The 20,945-nt window shown below is 31.8% G+C and carries 13 protein-coding genes and 1 other annotated feature (1 of these 14 only partly in view); of the genes, 12 read left to right on the forward strand and 1 reads right to left on the reverse strand.

All coding sequences use genetic code 11. The features are described from left to right. Positions 1-176, forward strand: a binding site (T-box leader); it begins 20 nt to the left of the window's first position. Between the two features lie 221 nt (positions 177-397). From O3801_RS06855 to brnQ, 6 genes are all read left to right on the forward strand, one after another. Next, positions 398-1,219 (forward strand): transporter substrate-binding domain-containing protein, encoded by an 822-nt coding sequence (locus tag O3801_RS06855; RefSeq protein ID WP_294682359.1) that lies wholly within the window; start codon positions 398-400, stop codon positions 1,217-1,219. A gap of 19 nt (positions 1,220-1,238) precedes the next feature. Beyond that, on the forward strand, positions 1,239-1,880 hold the full coding sequence (locus tag O3801_RS06860; RefSeq protein ID WP_294682357.1) for an amino acid ABC transporter permease: 642 nt from the start codon (positions 1,239-1,241) through the stop codon (positions 1,878-1,880). A 9-nt stretch (positions 1,881-1,889) separates the two neighbouring features. After that, positions 1,890-2,609: an amino acid ABC transporter ATP-binding protein gene (locus O3801_RS06865; RefSeq protein ID WP_294682356.1), complete on the forward strand. Its 720-nt coding sequence runs from the start codon at positions 1,890-1,892 to the stop codon at positions 2,607-2,609. A gap of 182 nt (positions 2,610-2,791) precedes the next feature. Then, entirely contained in the window at positions 2,792-3,061 is a 270-nt protein-coding gene (locus O3801_RS06870; RefSeq protein ID WP_294682354.1) for a hypothetical protein, read from the forward strand. 308 nt (positions 3,062-3,369) lie between these two features. Then, entirely contained in the window at positions 3,370-4,671 is a 1,302-nt protein-coding gene (locus tag O3801_RS06875; RefSeq protein WP_371454490.1) for an NCS2 family permease, read from the forward strand. Between the two features lie 159 nt (positions 4,672-4,830). Continuing rightward, positions 4,831-6,162, forward strand: a complete 1,332-nt coding sequence (gene brnQ / locus O3801_RS06880; RefSeq protein WP_294682351.1) for a branched-chain amino acid transport system II carrier protein — start codon at positions 4,831-4,833, stop codon at positions 6,160-6,162. Between the two features lie 51 nt (positions 6,163-6,213). Here the strand turns inward: brnQ and O3801_RS06885 are convergent, their stop codons facing one another. After that, positions 6,214-7,377 carry a class I SAM-dependent methyltransferase gene (locus O3801_RS06885; RefSeq protein WP_294682349.1) on the reverse strand — a complete coding sequence of 388 codons (1,164 nt, stop codon included), beginning with the start codon at positions 7,375-7,377 and terminating at the stop codon, positions 6,214-6,216. A gap of 246 nt (positions 7,378-7,623) precedes the next feature. Here O3801_RS06885 and O3801_RS06890 point away from each other — a divergent pair, with 246 nt between their 5' ends. The 6 genes from O3801_RS06890 to O3801_RS06915 form a co-directional block, all read left to right on the forward strand. Beyond that, on the forward strand, positions 7,624-9,120 hold the full coding sequence (locus O3801_RS06890) for a UDP-N-acetylmuramoyl-L-alanyl-D-glutamate--2,6-diaminopimelate ligase (protein WP_294682347.1): 1,497 nt from the start codon (positions 7,624-7,626) through the stop codon (positions 9,118-9,120). Between the two features lie 32 nt (positions 9,121-9,152). Continuing rightward, the gene (locus O3801_RS06895) at positions 9,153-10,706 is read left to right on the forward strand and encodes a peptide chain release factor 3 (protein WP_371454494.1); all 1,554 of its coding nucleotides are present in this window, start codon (positions 9,153-9,155) and stop codon (positions 10,704-10,706) included. Positions 10,707-10,886: 180 nt separating this feature from the next. Continuing rightward, positions 10,887-11,321: a GtrA family protein gene (locus O3801_RS06900; protein WP_294682344.1), complete on the forward strand. Its 435-nt coding sequence runs from the start codon at positions 10,887-10,889 to the stop codon at positions 11,319-11,321. Further along, positions 11,321-12,154 carry a Cof-type HAD-IIB family hydrolase gene (locus O3801_RS06905; RefSeq protein WP_371454491.1) on the forward strand — a complete coding sequence of 278 codons (834 nt, stop codon included), beginning with the start codon at positions 11,321-11,323 and terminating at the stop codon, positions 12,152-12,154. Before O3801_RS06900 ends, O3801_RS06905 begins: the two co-directional genes overlap by 1 nt. A gap of 137 nt (positions 12,155-12,291) precedes the next feature. Continuing rightward, positions 12,292-14,586, forward strand: a complete 2,295-nt coding sequence (gene secD, locus O3801_RS06910; RefSeq protein WP_371454492.1) for a protein translocase subunit SecD — start codon at positions 12,292-12,294, stop codon at positions 14,584-14,586. A 518-nt stretch (positions 14,587-15,104) separates the two neighbouring features. Continuing rightward, positions 15,105-20,945, forward strand: a 5,841-nt coding sequence (locus O3801_RS06915; protein WP_371454493.1) for a Rib/alpha-like domain-containing protein, incomplete at its 3' end; no start/stop codon positions are given.

Here is a 20,945-nt window from a genome sequence, read left to right on the forward strand (position 1 = left end):
AGTAATTTGGTAAAAAATTTTTAGCGAGCTAACGTTGGTGTGAGGTTAGTAATTTTTCTAGATGAACGCACTTTTTAGGCAATTATTAAATAATTGGTAACTCTGCCTTAAAGAGATTGAGTGGGTATACTAAATACCAAGAAAAGTGGCAACGCGGAATTGATTTCGTCTTTTTATAGTTTCTTAGGAAATTATAAAAAGACTTTTTTATTTATATCGGGCCTCTATATACAGACCATGGACTGTATGTTTCTTAGATTTAGTATATCAAAAAGAGTGGCACCGCGAAAATTCGTCTCTTTGTAGCTAGGATAACTAGTTACAAGGAGTTTTTTTATTTATAATTTGTTCTTTTCTATCGTTATATAATATAATAAAGAAAAAAGGAGACAAGACAATGAAAAAATTATTATTATTCATTACATCAATTATTACAGTAGTTACATTAACAGCATGCTCAAGCAGCAACACAAAAAACAAGTTACAAGAAGTTAAAGAGAAAAATAAAATAGTACTAGGTGTTTCTCCAGACTATCCTCCATATGAGTTTTTAACAACAGAAAATGGTAATAAAAAAGTTGTTGGTGCTGATATATATTTAGCAGAGCAAGTTGCTAAGAAATTAGGTGTTCAAGTTGAAATTCAACAAATGGCATTCGATTCATTAATTGCAGCATTAAATGCCAATAAAGTTGACATGGTAATCTCTGGAGTTAACCCAACAGAGGAAAGAAAAAAAGCAGTTGATTTCTCAGATGTTTATTACACAAGCAAAGGTATTTTCGTAGTAAATAAAGATAGTGAAGAAATCAAATCAGTAGCTGATCTTAAAAATAAAAAAATCGGTGTTCAAAAAGGTTCAACTTATGAAACTTATGCTAAAGAACAACTTAAAATGGATGATAAAAATATCCAAGCTTTAACTGACGTACCAAGCTTATTACAAGATCTTAAAAACAAAAAAATTGATGTAGTATTAATTCCAGACGATGTTGCAAAAATCGCAATGAACAAATATACTGATATTAAAATTAGTGCATTTACTGCAGAAAATGATCCAGAAGCAACAGGTATGGCAATAGCTTTCAAAAAAGGAAAAGATAATAGTAATAAAGAATTATTAGAACAAGTTAACGCAGTAATTAAAGAAATTCAAGATCAAAAAGCATTTGAAAAAGAACTTGATAAATATGCTAAAGTTGCTGCACAGAGCGAATAAAAGAGAGGTATAAAATAGAATGTTTGATTTTCTTCCAAATTATTACACAGCGTATTTAGAAGCTACGGTAACAACTTTAAAAGTTTCACTTATAGCTTTACTAGTAGGATTAATACTTGGAATTGTAGTATGTTTAGCAAAAATTAGTACTTTTAAAGTGCTTAATGTAATAGCAGCAGTATATGTAGAAATAATTAGAAATACACCAATACTAGTACAAATTATGATTATCTACTTTGCACTACCTGAAATTGGTATTTCATTCACACCATTTATGTCAGCGATAATTGCTCTTTCAATTAACTCTGGAGCATATGTTAGTGAAATATTCCGTTCAGGAATTTTAGCAATTGATAAAGGTCAAATGGAAGCAGGCCGTTCTTTAGGACTTAGTTACTTCCAAACTATGAAATTAATCATTTTACCACAAGCTCTAAAAAATAGCTTACCAGCTTTAGGTAATGAGTTTATTTCATTAGTAAAAGAATCTTCAATAGTTTACTTTGTAGGGGTAGCAGATATCATGTTTACAGCAAACACAGTAAAAAATGCTACTTACCAAACATTTGGACCATACTTAGTAGCTGCTGCAATATATTTTATAATTACATCAATATTATCGCTATTGGTAAAACGTTTAGAGAAAAAATTAACGAAGTAGGTGAAGAAATTGTTATTAGAAATAAAAGATTTACATAAGAAATTCGGGAAATTAGAAGTATTAAAAGGTGTAAACATCAGTGTTGAAAAAGGGGAGAAAATCGTAATTCTAGGTTCAAGTGGTAGTGGTAAGAGTACGGCGTTACGTTGTGTGAACTTACTAGAAACACCTACAAGTGGACAAATCTTATACAACGGCGAAGATATTACAAAACAAAATATTAATAAATATAGAAAAAAAGTGGGAATGGTATTCCAAAACTTTAACCTATTCCCGAATATGAGTGTATTAGAAAATATTACACTTGCTCCAAAAACATTTGGAGATGATACTGCTGAAAATATAGAGAAAAAAGCAGTTGAGTTATTAAAGAGAGTTGGACTTGAAGATAAAAAGGATGTTTATCCAAATAGTCTTTCAGGTGGTCAAAAACAACGTGTTGCAATAGCACGTGCCTTAGCTAACTCACCAGAAGTATTGCTATTTGATGAACCAACTAGTGCCCTTGATCCAGAGATGGTAAAAGAAGTACTAGACGTAATCAAAGAGCTCTCAGAAGAGGGATTAACTATGTTAATAGTTACTCACGAAATGAACTTCGCAAAAGAAGTTGCGGATAAAGTAATATTCATGGATGGTGGAGTAGTTTTAGAACAAGGAACACCATCAGAAATATTTGATAATCCTAAAGAAGAAAGAACCAAAGAATTCTTCTCAAAAATATTATAATATAGTAAATATCACTAAGGAATTATGAGAATTTCTTAGTGATATTTTTATAGATTAAATTAGATAAAATCAGTATTTAAAAAGATGATAACGTTTTATCTCATGTTAACTATGTGCTATAATAAGAGTAAATATAGTTGTTCTAAAGTACAAAGGATAATTATTTTAAAGGAGGAGAAATTATGACAGAGTTAGAAAGTTTTGCAAGATTAAGTTTAATTCCTATAGTTATTATTTTTTTAAAAGTTAAAGTATCAGGAGAAAAACATTTTAGGATATCTTCTGTTTCACTATTATTTGTAATATTTCTTAAATTTTTCTTCTTTGATTATAATGATTTTCCTATTACAAAAATGATGTATCTGTTTTTTGTATTATATGCTTTACAGATGCTTTTTGAATGTGGTAAATTATTGAAATTAATGGGAGTTATTCCTGACAGTGAAGAATAAAAATTAAGTTCTTTAGACATAGTAATACTTCTTAAAGTATAGTGTTTAAAGAATTTTTATCTATTTAAATTCGAATTATTAAGAAAACATAAAAGTTTAAAGTTCGGATTTAATCAGTTATCTTTATGTAAACAAATTAAAACAGAGATATTTAAAAGGATAATTCCGTTAGTTAGAAGGATGTAAGTATAGAAAAAACAATAAAATATGAACTTTCTGATAAAAAAACTCTTGACTTTTATTTTTAAAAGATTTATTATTATTTATGTGCTTCGGCATTAATAAAAACTAAGGAGAATTTTCTATTTATGTTAGAACGTCTTTTTAAATTAAAAGAGAATAATACTAATACTAGAACGGAAGTAGTTTCTGGTTTAATTACATTTTTCTCTATGAGTTATATTTTAGTAGTAAATCCAGCTGTATTATCAGCAGCAGGTATCCCGTTAGATAGAGTATTTACAGCGACAATAATCGCGATTTTAGTTGGTACTTTAATTATGGCATTAGCAGCGAACTATCCAATAGTAGTTGCACCTGGTATGGGTATAAACTCATATTTTGCAACACTAGCTGCAACATCAGGTTATAATTATAAAACTTTATTAGCAACTTGTTTTTTAGGAGCAGTTATTTTTGTTATACTATCAGCAACAAAATTCCGTGAGAGTTTAATTGATTCAATTCCTAATAACTTAAGATATGGTATTTCAGCAGCAATTGGTTTATTTATTGCCTTCTTAGGACTAAAAAACTCTGCTCTTATTGTTGCAAACCCACATACAATCCTTTCACTAGGGGATTTAAAAAATCCAGTTGCTTATATGACAATCTTAGGTATCTTTATTATCCTTGTTTTATTAGCTTTAGAAGTAAAAGGAGCTATTTTTATAGGAATGGCAGTAGTTGCTATTATTTCATACTTTACAGGAATGTTAAAAGTTGAAAAAGTGTTTGGTATTCCTCATATGGATTTAAGTTTATTATACAATCCAGTTAGTGAAAGTGTTAATGCCTTACAATTAGGATTATACGGAATAGTATTCACATTCTTAATGGTAACATTATTTGATACGACAGGTACAATGGTTGCCGTAACTACGCAAGCAGGATTAGTTAAAAATGGAAAAATGGAAAGAGCAAAAGAAGCTTTATTAGCTGACTCATTTGCTTCATTAGCAGGATCATTATTTGGAACTACACCAACGTCAGCTTATATTGAATCTTCTGCAGGGGTTGCTAACGGGGGACGTACAGGACTTACAGCTTTAACAACAAGTTTCTTAGTTGTAATCTCAATTTTCTTGTTCCCACTTGCAAGTAGCTTAGCTTCAGTGCCAGCGATTACATCACCAGCATTAATTATAATTGGTTCATTCATGATGGAAAGTATTGCTAAGATCGACTGGTCTGATATAACAGAAGCATTCCCAGCATTTGTAACAATTGTAGGTATTCCACTTACAGGTTCAATTAATGATGGTATCGCATTTGGATTTATCTTCTATGTAGTATTAAAATTATCTAAAAAACAATGGAAAGATATTCATCCATTAATGTATCTATTCGCAATATTATTTGTAATTCAATTACTTTGGTTACATGTTTAAAAAAACGGATTCGAAAAAAGTTTTTCGAATCCGTTTTCGCATTTATTTGTGTTGTTATCTGAAAACGCTATATTATTTTTGAAAAAGTGTTTGCCTTTTTTTAAAAGGTATAGTATTATAATAATACTATTATAAATTAAGAAAGGAAATAATATATATATGAAAAAAGGTTTATTAACCGGATTGTTATTATTTGGTATCTTTTTTGGTGCTGGTAACTTAATCTTTCCACCAGCGCTAGGAGTAAGTGCAGGTGGAAACTTTTGGCCAGCAATTTTAGGATTTGTTGTTTCAGGAGTAGGTATAGCGATCGTTACACTTATAGTAGGAGCACTTAATCCAAATGGTTATGGAGCTGAGATGGATGAAAAGATTTCGCCATTATTCTCAACAGCGTACTTAGTTTTACTTTATTTATCAATTGGACCACTTTTTGCGATTCCAAGAACTGCAGCAACAGCATTTGATATTGGGGTAGCACCAGTTGTAGCTGGAAGCAGTTTACCATGGTTATTAATTTTTACAATTGTTTATTTTACATGTGCATTCTTTTTAGCGATAAATCCAACAAAGATTTTAAATAGCGTAGGTAAAGTTTTAACGCCTATTTTTGCTTTATTAATCGTAATTTTAGTAATCTTAGGAGTTTCTAAATTTAATTCAACAGGAGAAGCTGCTAAAACTTATGCTACTAGTGGTTTAGCATTTGGAACAGGATTTATTGAAGGATACAATACACTTGATGCTCTTGCAGCTGTAGCATTCTGTATCATAGCGATGAGCGCTTTAAAACAATTAGGTTTTAAAGATAAAAAAGAATTTTTATCAAGTGTATGGATCGCTGGTATTGCAACAGGTATTGGATTCAGTATTTTATACGTTGGATTAGGATTATTAGGTAACAAATTTGCGGTACCTGCTGATGTTCTTGCCAATGCAAAAGTTAACAAAGGTGCATATGTACTATCTGAATCAGCTCGTCAATTGTTCGGTAATTTTGGAAGTATGTTCTTAGGAATTATGGTAATTCTTACATGTTTCACTACAACAGTAGGATTAATCGTGGCAACATCAGAATTCTTTAACAAAAAATTCCCACAATTATCATATGAAAAGTATGTAATTTTATTTACAGCTGTTGGATTTGCTATTGCAAACGTTGGGTTACAAAGTGTTATCCAATTCTCAGTACCAATGCTATTGTTCTTATACCCAATCACAATTGCATTAGTATTAATCGTTATTGTTAACAAATACGTTGCGTTATCTAAATTAGGAATGCAATTAACAATGGCAGTAGTTACACTAATCTCTATTCTTTCTGTAGTAGGAAGCACATTTAAAGTAGCAGCTTTAAGTAGTTTAATTGCAAAACTTCCTTTAGCAGCACAAAGTTTAGAATGGTTAGTACCTGCAGTAGTTTGCTTAGTAATTGCAGCTGTATTACCAAATAGACAAAAAGGTAAAGTTTACGATTTTAGTGAACTATAATTCTTAGTATAACAAAAAGCATTAGCTCGTAAGTAAGAGCCAATGCTTTTTTTATATTAATTTTTTTGCTTCATCTAGTAAGAACATCTTCACATTTAAAGATGAAGTGAATTTTTCTATATTAGACAATTTATCTTTATCTACATTATTTGTCATTTTATAAGCTCGGATAAGTTGATTTTTAGGTGTGTTTTCAGCTGAGATAAACTCAACGATATCAGATTTATATCCGAATGCTTCTAAGACTTCACTACGAACAGAATCCGTAAGAAGTGTAGAGAATTTTTCTTTCACAATCCCATGTTTTAACATGAATGGAAGGAAATCGGCATTTAATTGACCATTAACTTCCTTTTGACAACAAGGAACTGCGAAGAATACTTTTGCATTCCAACCAAGAGCTTTTAGAATAGCTATGTCAGTCGCAGTGTTACATGCGTGAAGACTTATAACCATATCTATCTCATCTTTATTTTCATAGTCGATAACATCACCATATATAAAGCTAAGATTAGAGAAATTAAGTTTTTCAGCTATATTGTTACAATGTTCAATGACTTCTTTTTTTAGATCTATTCCAATAATCTTCGCATTCATATTAAGAACTTCAGTTAAATAATAATAAGTAGAAAATGTTAGATAACTTTTACCACTACCAAAGTCTAGAATTGTAATCTGTTTATTAGAATCTAATTGAGTAGTAGCTTGTTTAATAAATTCAAGATATTTATTTATCTGTTTAAATTTATTGTATTTACTTTTAATAACCTTACCGTCTTTATTTTGAATTCCAAGCTCAATTAAAAATTGATATTTCTGTTTTTCATCTAAGAAGTAATCTTTTTTCTTATTATGTTCAAATGAAATAGCTTTAGAAGCTGTTTTCTTTCTATTTACACTTATTTTAAATTTCTTTGAAATTTTAATATTGATATTTTCATCCACAGTAACTACATTTATATCTTTTGCTAATTCGAAAAGGTCTTTAATCGTATTTTCAATATTCGAAGAATCAGTAGTAACTATATTAGTGTGTTTTATTATTCTTTTATATCTGTATTCTAGCTGTAGATTAATGCTTTCTTTAATACTAACTAATTTACCAATAACTTTATCAAGTTCTAATTCTTTATTGCGAATATTAGAAAAAGTTATTTTATTAATATTGTTATTAGCTATATGAGTCAAAATTTCTGAAATAATTTCGTGTTCCATTGTAGCTCCTTTTAGTTTCTTTTTATAATGATTTCTTATATATATTACACTAGTTTTTATTAATTCGCAACACAAGTGAAGTATATAGTTAAATGAAAAATTAAACTTCGGTAAAAATCTTAGAATAATTATTACAAATAATATTATTAATCCAAGTATAGGGAAAATTATTACCGTTGTTGGTTGAGTATTAGTATCATGCGTGGTATAATTTAGTAGTTAGAAAATAAGAAAAAGGTAGATAGTATGAATATATTAGATATTATTGATAATATAAAAGTGAAAACTATTTATGGAAATTTACCAGAAAGTGTAAATAATATATCTCAAGATTCTAGAAAAGTAGGCGAAGGGGATGTATTTGTCGCTATAAAGGGATATACGGTAGATGGACATAATTACATAGAAAAGGTAATTGAACAAGGGGCAGCATTAGTAATTGCGAGCCGTTATGAAAATTATAACGTAGAAAACTGTGCTGTGATTGTTATTAAAGAACATGAAATTGAAAAAATTGCTAGTATGATAGCTAAGAAAATTAATGAAGGTTCTGACGTACATACTGTTGCGGTAACTGGAACAAATGGTAAAACAAGTATCTCAACATTGGTACATAATATGTTGAGAACTTTAGGAGAAAGCAGTGCCTATATCGGAACGAATGGTTTCGGAAAAAATGATGCAGAACCTGTTTATTTCGGGAACACTACTCCTGATGTAGTAACTTTACATAATCAAATAGGAGAATTACGTCGAGAAAATATAAAAAATTTAGCATTTGAAGCATCATCGCATGCGATGGCGTTAGGTCGTATTTATAACGTAGATATCGATGTTGCGATATTTACTAATCTAACACACGAACACTTAGATTTTCATGGAGATATGCAGACTTATGCTTATGATAAGAGTTTATTATTCTCTACATTAGGAAATAATCTATCGGAAGCAAAATATGGAGTTTTGAATAAAGACGACAGTTATTATAAAGTTATTTCAAAATGTTTATACCAACAAGAAATAAACTACTCGATAGTAGATGAAAAAGCAGATTTTTATGCTTATAATATAAAACAATTTAAAGAAGATAAAGTTTATAAAACAAGTTTTACACTAAATTCTCCAGAAGGAACATTTGAATGTACTACTAATTATATTGGAGACTTTATGGTAAGTAATGTCCTTGCTGCTCTTATTGCTGTGTGGATAAAAGGTTATAGTGTTGAGCAACTAGTTAGTATCTTACCTAAACTTGGAGCACTATACGGTCGTATGGAAATCCTAGGAGATGATCTCCCAATTGATATTATAAGTGACTTTGCACACACTCCAGATGGCTATGAAAAATTATTAGAAGCAACTCGTGAGATGAGAAAAGGAAAACGAACTCTTCTTGTAACTGGAATGGGTGGTGGACGTGATATTTCTAAAGGACCATTAATTGGTGAAATTATCTCAGAAGCAGATTATGTTGTTATTACAACTGATAGTCCTCGTGATGAAGATGTGGAAGTTCTTATGGGATCAATTGAAAAAGGAATGACTCATAAAAATTATGAAAAAGTATGGTTTAGAACTGATGCTGTTAAACGAATAATTGAACTTTCTGAACCTGGAGATGTGGTGATATTAGCATCAAAAGGACGTGAAGATTATGAGATTCTTCAAGGCGGTAAAAAAGTTTGGCACTCAGATCCAATCGTTGCAGTAGAAGAAGCGAAAAAGAAATTTAATATTAAATAAGAAATTGAAAGGAAAATAACGTGGTAGAAAAAATTAGAGAACAAGTAGAAAAAAGAAGAACATTTGCGATTATCTCTCACCCCGATGCTGGTAAAACGACATTAACGGAGAAATTACTATTATTCGGTGGAGCTATTCGTGAAGCAGGAACAGTAAAAGGTAAAAAGACAGGAAAATATGCAAAAAGTGACTGGATGGATATTGAGAAACAGCGTGGTATCTCTGTAACTTCATCAGTAATGCAACTTGACTATGATAACAAAATTATCAATATCCTAGATACACCAGGGCACGAAGATTTCTCAGAAGATACATATCGTACACTTATGGCAGTAGATAGTGCCGTAATGGTTATTGACGGAGCTAAAGGGATTGAGGCTCAGACATTAAAACTATTCAAAGTATGTCGTATGCGTGGAATTCCAATCTTTACATTTATCAACAAAGTTGACCGTGAGATTAAAGATCCATTAGAATTACTAGAGGAAATTGAAGAAAAATTAGAAATTGAAACATATCCGATGAACCTTCCTGTAGGTATGGGACAAAACTTCTTCGGTATTATGGATAGAAAAAATCATTTTATCGAACCGTTTAAAGAAGATAGTGATTTCGTAGAATTAGACGAAGAGTATAATATTGTAGATGATAATCCACTTGCTCAAGATACTATGTATCAAAAATGTGTAGAAGATATGATTCTTATTACAGAAGCAGGTGTTGACTACGACTATGACAAACAACTAAAAGGTGAACAAACTCCAGTATTCTTCGGATCAGCATTATCATCATTTGGTGTAGAAAGTTTCTTAAACTATTATGTGGATAATGCACCAACACCAAAAGGTCGTCGTGGAGTAAATGAAGAAGATATTCAACCAACAGGAGAAGACTTCTCAGGATTTATCTTCAAAATCCAAGCAAATATGGACCCTAAACACCGTGATAGAATCGCATTCTTACGTGTATGTTCAGGTGAATTTAATCGTGGTATGGATGTAAACTTAGCAAGAACAGGGAAAAAAATAAAAATTTCACGTTCAACTAACTTCATGGCAGATGATAAAGCTACTGTAGATGTAGCCTATGCAGGAGATATTATAGGGCTTTACGATAGTGGAAACTATCAAATCGGTGACACACTTTATCAAAATAAAAAAGTTGAATTTGAAGCACTTCCTTCATTCACACCAGAAATATTCGTAAAAGTTTCTGCGAAAAACGTACTGAAACAAAAACACTTCCACAAAGGTGTTGAACAACTTGTACAAGAAGGAGCTATTCAATACTATAAAACATTACATACGAATCAAATTATCTTAGGAGCTGTAGGTCAACTGCAATTTGAAGTATTTGAGCACCGTATGAAAAATGAATACAATACTGAAGTAATAATGGAGCGTATTGGACAAAAAACTACTCGTTGGATTGAAAATGAAGAATCAATTAATGAGAATATGTCAAGTTCAAGAAGCATCTTAGTTAAAGACTTATACGATAACTATGTATTCTTATTCGAAAATGATTTCGCGATGAACTGGTTCAGCGATAAATATCCAGATGTGAAACTATTTAGTAAACTTTAAAATAAAAAAGAGTATCTCAATCATTTCTTGAGATGCTCTTTAATTTTTCTAATTATATAGATGTTTTAGTTAAAAAAAAAGGTTACATGGTTATTATAGTTTTACATGTAAAAATTTGAAAAAAACTGCTTATAGGTATATAATTAAGTGTTGGCAAAATTTTAATATAAAGAGGATAGCATGAGAAATTTAATAAAGAAAATGCTGGATCTTTACAAAGAACCTAAATACAAAAGTATAGTTAACTACATATTCTTTGGAGTTTGTACGACGCTAGTAAATGTTGTTACATATTTTATTTTGTATTATTATGGGATGGAAGTTAGACCAGCGAATTTAATATCTATAACATTATCAATTTTATTTGCATATTTTGTTAATGCTAAGTACGTATTTAATTCAAAGGCTGCAGGATTTAAGAAAGTATTTTATGAACTTACTAAATTCTTTACAGCTAGATTATCTACGCTTGTTATAGAGGTATTTGGAGTAGAATTATTTATTTACTTAGGAATGAATGCTTATTTAAGTAAATTTATTATTCAATTCGTAGTACTTGTTGCTAATTATGTTATTAGTAAATTTTTAGTTTTCACAAAGGAGAAAAATAACTAATGAAATGGTTTATTACTGATATGGATGGAACTTTTTTAAATGATAAAAAAGAAGTTGCACCAAATGCGAAAGATGTAATAGTAAAACTGCAAGATAAAGGAAGTAAATTTATAATTGCCACGGGAAGACCTGATATTGCGGTTAAACATTATTATTACAACTTAGGGATGAACGATGTAGTTATTTCTAATAATGGAAGTTTAATTAGAAATCTATTAACAGGTGAAATAGTTTATCAAAAGAGTTTTAAGATAGAAGAAATTGAAAAGATTTATAGCATGTTTAAAGAACTAAATGATAATGAAATAGAATTTCACGTATACACACTAAATTATATTTATTGTGATCGCTTGTCATTTAGTATGGCTCGAATGAAGAAACTTGAAGCGGATATGCCTGAAGAGCTAAAAACGCCAATGTATATTCACGAAGACATCATTGGAGAGCTTAAGAAAAACAATGAAGATTGTCAGAAAATCATGATGATTGCTAAAGATCACGATAAAGTAGTTAATTTCTTTAATGAGGTAAGTAAAGTTCTAGAAGTAGATGGTACATTCTCAGCGACTGATTTCTTCGATATTATGCCGAAAGGATGTAATAAAGGAACAGCAATTGAAAAACTAGCTGAATATTACAATTCTCCAATCGAAGATTGTGTAGTATTTGGGGATAATTTTAATGATAAAGAAATGTTCGATGTAGCAGGCTGGAGTGTTTGTCCAAATAATGCTAAAGAAGAAATTCAAGAAATGTGTAACGAAGTTATTGGAAATAATAATGATTTTTCTGTTATTAAATATGTAGAAGATTATTATAAAAAAATTAAATAAATACTTGATAACTTAGCGAAAATTTGATAAATTAGAAGGTAGCGTATTAATTACCTATATAGCGATTTACATATAAATAATTTTATATTTGATTACTATAAATTGTACAATGAAAAATAAAATAAAGGAGAACTTTCATGAGAGGAAGAAGAAATGAGAAGAAAAAGTTCAGTAGAATACTTGCTTTCTTGTCATTAGTTGTTATTATTCTTACTTCAATAGGATTAACATCTAAAACTAATGCAGAAAAAGTAAATCTTGGACTGGATCTTCAAGGAGGATTTGAGGTACTATACCAAGTAGAACCTCTTAAAGAAGGTCAAACTATAGATGAAGCAGCTGTTAAAGCAACTGCTGACACTATTAGTAGACGTATTAACATACTTGGGGTAAGTGAACCTGTTATCACTGTTGAATCAGGAAACAGAATTCGTGTTGAACTTGCAGGTGTTAAAGATCAGGAATCAGCTCGTAAAGTTTTATCAACGCAAGCGAACTTAACTATTCGTGATATTGAAGATAAAGTACTGTTAGATGGTTCTGATTTAGAAGAAAATGGAGCTTCTCAAGGATTTGATCAAAACAACAAGCCAGATGTTAACTTGAAGTTAAAAGATGCTGATAAATTCGGTAAAATTACTTCTGAGATTAGTAAAAGAGGTCAAGGACAAAACTTAATGGTTATTTGGATGGACTTCAACGAAGGAGATTCATTTAAAGCTGAAGCGGCTAAAGAGAAACCTAAATATGTTTCTGCACCACAAGTTGCGCAAACTATTAACTCTAAAGATGTTCAAATAACTGGTAACTTTACTGTTAAAGAAGCTAAAGAAATGGCAGCTTTATTAAACTCAGGTGCTTTACCAGTTAAATTAACAGAAATCTATTCTAACTCAGTAGGTGCTCAATTCGGTGCTGATGCATTACATCAAACAGTATATGCGGGTGCTATCGCGTTAGCAATTATCTGTTTATTCATGTTAGTTATTTATCGAGTTCCTGGATTCGTAGCGAGCGTAATGATGGTTGCTTACGTGTATATTACTGTCGTATTCTTCAATATGATCTCAGGGGTATTAACACTTCCTGGTATTGCAGCATTAATTCTTGGGGTTGGTATGGCAGTCGATGCTAATATCATCATGTATGAAAGAATTAAAGAAGAAGTACGTGCTGGATATCCATTGAAGAAAGCATACTTAGACGGTGCTAAACAATCATTATGGACAATCTTTGACTCGCAATTCACAACAGTTATCGCTGCAGTAGTATTATTCATCTTTGGTACAAGTAGTGTTAAAGGTTTCGCGACAATGTTATTACTATCAATACTTGTCAGCTTTATTACTGCGGTATTCGGTACTAGATTATTACTTAGTCTATTAGTAAACTCTAATATCTTTAACAATCACCCAGGATACTTCGGTGTTAGCAAGAAGAGTATTCACGAAACTAAGTTTGGTATAAATTCACTTAACTTAAGTACTAAATTTGAATGGTTAAGCTTCACTAAGCACATGAAGAAATTCTTTGCATTAAGTATTGCTATTATGATTGCAGGATCTATTTCTCTAGGAATGAATAAACTAAATCTAGGAATTGACTTCTCTAGTGGTACTCGTATAGACGTAGCTGCTAATACTGAACTATCAGTAGATAAAGTTCAAGAAGATTTAAACAATCTAAAAGTAAAAGATGAAAAAATAGTTTTATCACCAGATAAAAAACAAGCGACAATTCACTCTAAAGAGAGCTTTGGACAAGAAAAATCAATAGAAATAAAAGAATACTTTGCTAAAAAATATGAAAAAGATGCTAACCTAAGTGTTGTATCTCCAGTAATCGGTAAAGAATTAGCTAAAAATGCTTTATTCGCATTAATGTATGCATCTATAGGTATTATTATCTATGTAGCATTCAGATTCGAATGGCGTATGGGACTTACAAGTGTTATCGCATTACTACATGACGTTTGTATTATCATTTTCATCGCGAGCTTATTACGATTAGAAATAGATATTACATTCATCGCAGCTGTATTAACAATTGTAGGTTACTCAATCAACGATACTATCGTTACATTCGACCGTATTCGTGAACATATGCGTCATGAAAAAGTATTAACATCAAAAGAACAAATTTACAAACTTGTGGACGTATCGTTACGACAAACATTAACTCGTTCTATCAATACTGTATTAACAGTTATAATCACAGTAGTAGTTATGTTGTTATTAGGAAGTAGTTCAATCTACTCATTCAACGTAGCATTACTTATTGGATTAGTCTTTGGTTTATATTCATCACTATTTATCGCAGCTCAACTATGGGCAGTATTAAAAGTACGTGAATTAAACAAAAAAGGGAAAATCGAGGCTAGTGTTCGTCAATCTCCAAGAGAGAGAAAAGAAAACGATAAAGTTTTAGTATAGAAATAAATAGACCCAAAATTAAGGAAACTTAGTTTTGGGTCTATTTTTGTATTTATGAGAGAACTATTGATAAATATTCTCAACAATTATAGAAAAAATTAAAATTTTAAGAGGGATAATGATAAACTACTTTATATAATTATATATTGTAATTTATATAAACACATATAATTAATATAAATACATATAATACTTATAAATTAATATGGGTTTATTAATTTATAAGTTTAAAATAGTAGTATTATAATAGCAAATAATGAATTTTAATAATGAATTAGAAAAATATAAAAAATTGTTATATAATCTCATGGGAAATCTATTATTTAAATTATGTTATTTATTGTAAATAAAGTAAAAGTATAGTATAATATAGTCCTATATTCAGTAGTTTACATAAGTTACTTTATATACAAAAATGTATTTTTTATTTTTTTTATATTATTTTAGAAAACACAAAATTATATAGATTCAGTAAATTAAATCTATATATAAACTTTAAATATAAAAGGAGGTTTATAATGTATAGTAAAAACAATAAAAAGATGAATGAACAAAAACAACTTGAAAAAGTTAATCAATACGGGATTAAAAAATTCAATGTTGGAACAGCGTCAGTATTAGTGGCTGCTGGTTTTGCATTCTTAGGAGGAGGTAATGCTTTAGCGAGCAATGATACTGCTGTAAATAATGCTAATGAACCAGCAAGTGAAACAGCAGCTACTACGCCTGCTAAAGAAGAAACACCAGCACCTACAGTAGCAAAAGCAAACAAAGCTAACCTAAGTGCTGCAATCGCACGTGTCCAAAATGCAATCGCAAAAGCAGCTGTAACAGAAAAAACAGCTTCAGCAATTGAAGAAGGAAAAGCAGAATTAGCTAATGCACAAGCTCTAGAAGCTAGTGAAACAGCTACACAAGGTGAAGTTGATAAAGCAACTGTAACCCTAAAAAACAGAGCTTTCGTATTAGAAACTATGCCAAAAGCTAAAGCAGAATCTAAAGAAACTCCAGACGCTAAACCAAAGGCAGAAGTTAAAGAAGAGAAAGTAAACAAAAAACAAGATCCTCGTAATGGTCAAGCTATACCTGGACAAGGTGAAAGTGGATTTAGAGCGAGTTCATATGTAGTTGGTTCTGATAATCAGCCAAATGTACCAACAGCTGCAAACACAGGTAAATCAAAACTTACGTTTGAAGCTCCAACTACAGCACAAATTGAAGCAATTAAAGAAGGATTGAAGAAAAATACAGTTCAACCTAGTAACCTAGATGTTAATAACGTTACTGCTGTAGGTGGTGGTAGTGCTTCAAACGTTATCGTTCAGGGTACAGGAGGAACACCAACAACTCTAGAATTAGAAATTTTATCTAATCAACATGTTGGAGAAGAAAGTAACCCTCCAGGCATCGGTAGTAACATGAGAAAAGGAAGACTGGACTATCCATTATCTCCTGAGGATGTTAAAAAGCTAGAAGCAGAAGCTCCGCTTTGGAATGGTAAATTAAAACCAGATGGAAGTAAAGTTTCAACTAATGCGGGTGAACAATATGGTAACACTGGTGGATATGAATTCTTAGCTACTGAAATCTACAAATTAGGTTACGAACAAGGTGTTGACAGAGTTTATATTCCAAATATTAAACAAAGAATTGCTCTTACAGAAGCTGCAAAAGCTGCAGGATGGGAAGTAACAAATATTACGCCAACAAACTTACCACCAGGTTTAATCTATGATGCAAAAACAGATACTATCCAAGGTAGAGTAGTAGCTCCAGTACAAAATGGTGTATATGACTTCCGTTTAGCAGTAGATGCAGTAAATAAAACAACGAATCAAACTGCAAAAGTTACACTAGCTGACCTACGTGTAGGGTGGATTGGATGGCAAGATACTAAACCACCTAAAATTGAAGTGTCAAAAGATGCTTATGAAACAGAAGTAGGAAAAGATGTAGATATTGACATCAAATACAGTGATGAAGCTGGATCAAACTTCTCAGGAAAAAGAAGAAAAGTTAATTACAAACTTGCTGATGGAAGAACAGTAGAAATCCCTAACCAAAACTTCAGACAAGCTATATCAGGACTTGCAGGAAATCCAACAACTACATCAGATGGTCCAGGTAGAACTTCAATTCCAGGTTTAACTTATGATTTATCTAAAGATGGAACACCTGTCGAAGATGAAAATGGGGATCAAAAAATCTATGGTAAAGGTAAAATTTCTGGTAAACCTACAAAAGCTGGGGTTTATACAGTAGGAGTTTACGCAAAAGATTATAATTCAAAAACTAAAGGTGAAACACCTTGGATTCAATCAGGGCATGAAGTTCAAGAATATATCACAGTAGTTGTTAAACCAACTGTTAGCGTCAAAAATGTACATGCTTATTCTACAAAAATTCCTGTAGAAATTTCTGAAGGTGCTTCTACAGCAGAAGTAACATTACCAAATGGGAAAGTTACTAAATTGGTAGCGAAAAATGGTAAATGGGTTGTTGCAGAAGGAACTACAAATACAAAAGCAGCTGTAGGAACAGAACTAGGGGATTTAGGAGATGAAATCAATATCCCAGTATCACAAGAAGATACAGCGACAGCAGCAACTGATACTATCACAGCTAAAGCTACTACAGAAAATGTAAAAGCTACGTTATTAAGAAATAAAATTGAATTAACTGATGCAGCTGGAGTGAAACATACTGCAACATTAAGTAAGGACACAGGTCACTGGGAACTTGATGCTGCATATAAAGAAGTGAAAACTCCAAAAGCTGATGGTGGTTACACATTAACAAAACGTCAAGTTTATACAGAAGTACAAACAGATGGAAGTGTAAATTATTACATTTATTCTTATACAAGAACTTATAATGCTCAAGACGAAGTAGTAAGTGTAGACGATGTAACAAGAGATAAGACTGTAGTACCAAGACAAAATACTGAGGATACTCAAGGTGCAACAACTGTTGTTGAGTATGATGCTGTTACAAAAGAGTGGAAAGCTTCAGATGGTTCAACAGTAAAAGCAACTAAAGAAGGCGATTTCTGGAAAGTAGAAACAACTTCAGGGTTCACTGGTTTAATTAAAGGAAGTAAATCAGAAAAAACAGATTTAGGTTCTATTCTTAACGATGCGCCAACAGCTACGTCAACTTCTTACACAACAGTAAAAGGTGCAACAGTTGACTTAGTAAAACAAGCTTCAGCTGCGGTAACAATTAAAGATACTGAAGACGATGCTACAACTGATCCTAAGAAAGAAACAACAGTTACAAAAGTGACATTAACTTCTCCTTCAGGAAAAGTAACAGAATATGCTACGGCAGAAGCAGCTTCAGCAGCTAAACTTACTGAAGTAGGTGTGTACACTGTTAAAGTAGAAGTAAAAGATAGTAATGGTAATGTCGTTACTGCAAATGATGATACTGAAACTGGAACAAATAAAGGCGCTGATACTGCAGTAGCATCAACAACTTATACAATTACAATCAAAGATCAACCAACTGATAAAGTTTATGTTGTAGAAGATGAAACTGTAACGAATGACCAATTAAAAGAAAAAGTTGTTCCTACAGAAGTAGATGGATTTACTGCAACTAAAAATGATATTGCAGATATTCCAACAACAGCTAAAAAGGCTGGTCAAACACTAGAAGTACCAGCAACAGTAAATTATACAAAAGAAACTGAAACAATTCCTGTAGAAACTAAAGTAGATGTTGTAGTTTTACCAAAAGTAGAACCAACAGGAGTAAAAGTTCTTAAAGATAGTACTGGTTTAGAGGAAGCTGTTAAAGCCAAAGCAGTAGAGGCAGCTAACGCAGTTCCAACTGGTAAATTACCAGATGGTGTAACTGTAAGAGTTAAAGAAGTTAAAGCAGGAACAGTACCAGCAACATCAACAACTGGAGAACAAACACCAGCAACAGCAGTTGTAGAGTATGTAAAAGATGGTAAAGTAGTTGCTACTAGAGAAGTAACAGTACCAGTAACAGTAGTAGGTTCAACAGCTAAGAAATTAGTAGTATTTGAAGGCGATACAGTTACAAAAGATGATGTGAAAGGTGCTGTAACAGCAGGTACAGACGGAACAAAAGGTGAACCTGTGATTGCTGATGATATTACTGCTAAAGCAGGAAATAAAGAAGCAACAGTTCCAGTAACATACGATGGAATTAAAGATACAGAAACGGTTAAAGTACCAGTAACAGTATTACCAGTTGCTAAAGATGAAGTAACAGTTACAAAAGGAACTGCTGTTGATAAACTTAAAGAAGTTACAAAAGCAAAAGCAGAAGAAGTAGTAAATTCAGCTGATTTCAAAGCACAATTACCGAAAGATGCACAAATTAAAGGTGTAGGAGAAATTACTAAAGAAGTATTAGCAACAATCACTGCAAATAAAGGTGATAATCAGGGAACAGTTAAAGTCCCAGTAACATACGTAGTAGATGGTGTAGAATATACAAAAGATGCTGAAATTACTGTAAATGTTATTGCTGGAGTTCCACAAATCGTGCCTGTAAGTGAATCTAAAGCTCAACCAGATGCGAAAAACAGTGTTGATTCTGATGATTTCCCAGAAGATGCTACATATGAGTACAAAAAACCAGTAGATACAACAACAATTGGTGATAAAGAAGTAACGGTAGTAGTAAAACAAGGTGATAAAGTATTAGCAGAAGTACCAGCAACAGTACGTGTAGTAGATAGTACACCACAATTTGTTGTTGCGGATCCTAAGAAACCACAACCAGACGTTAAACAAAGCATTACTCCAGAAGAATATCCAACAGGAACTACATTTGAGTATAAAGAACCAGTTGATACAACAACATCAGGAGAAAAAGATGTAGTTGTTGTAGCTAAATTAGATGGAAAAGCAATTGTTGAAGTGCCAGCTAAAGTAATGGTAGTAGATCCTAAGACACAATATGTGTTTGAAAATGATCCGAGTAAAGATGTTAATCCAGAGAAGAGTATTGATCCTGAACAATATCCAGAAGGAACTAAATTCTCTTATAAAGAACCAGTTGATACAACAATACCTGGAGACAAAAAAGTAACAGTAGTAGCTAAAGATGGTGAAGACAAACTTGTAGAAGTCCCTGCAGTAGTTAAAGTATTACCATTAGTGAAACCAGAAGGACTAACAGTTCTTAAAGGAAGCGAAAACTTAGAAGATGCAGTTAAAGCTAAAGCTGAAGAAGTAGTAGCTGCATTACCAAAAGATAAACTTCCAGAAGGTGTAACTGTAAAAGTTAAAGAAGTAAAAGCGGGAACTACACCAACAACATCTGAAGTAACTGAAACAGGTAAACCAAAATCTGCAACAGTAGTTGTTGAATATACTGATGATAAAGGAAATGTTGTTGGAACTAAAGAAGTAGAAGTACCAGTAACAGTAGTAGGCTCAACACCTAAACCAGTAGTAGTATTTGAAGGTGAGAAACCAACAAAAGCTAAAGATGCAGTAACACCAGGACAAGGTGGAACAGTTGGAGAACCAACAACATTACCAGAAACAGCTGGGAAAGCAGGAGCTACAGATGTAACAGTAGAAGTACCAGTAACTTACGAAGGAATTAAAGATCCTGAGAAAGTAACAGTACCAGTAACAGTATTACCAGTAGCTAAAGGTGATGTGACAGTAGCTAAAGGAACAACTCCTAAAGAACTAAAAGACTTAGCAAAAGCAAAAGCTGATGAAGCAATTAAAGCAAAAGACTTTACAGATAAATTACCAAAAGATGCAACAGTAACTGTTGGTGATGTAACTGAAGAAGTACTAGCTAAATTAACTGCTGAAAAAGGAACAAATACAGGAACTGTTAACGTACCAGTAACATACAAAATTCCTGGTGATGATACTACTTACACAACTACAATCCCTGTAACAGTAAATGTTGTAGAAGCAGTACCTACTCCAATCGAAACACCAGTAACTAAGACACCATTAACACAAGAAGATTACACTAAAGGAATTACTCTTCCAGAAGGTGGAAAAGTTACAAATGTTGAAAATCTACCAGATTTAACAACACCAGGTAAGAAAGATCCAGTTAAAGTAACAGTCGAGTTACCTAATGGTCAAACTATTACTGTTGATGTACCAGTAAATGTAACACCAGTTAAGGAAATCGTAACACCAGTAACTAAGACGCCATTAACACCAGAAGATTACACTAAAGGAATCACAATTCCAAAAGGTGGAAAAGTAACGAATGTAGAAAATATTCCAGACTTAACAACACCAGGTAAGAAAGACCCAGTTAAAGTAACTGTGGAATTACCAAATGGTAAAATAGTAACAGTGGAAGTACCAGTAACAGTGACACCAGTTAAGGAAATAGAA

This window comes from Gemella sp. 27098_8_149, from assembly GCF_041433745.1.
Lineage (GTDB): Bacteria > Bacillota > Bacilli > Staphylococcales > Gemellaceae > Gemella.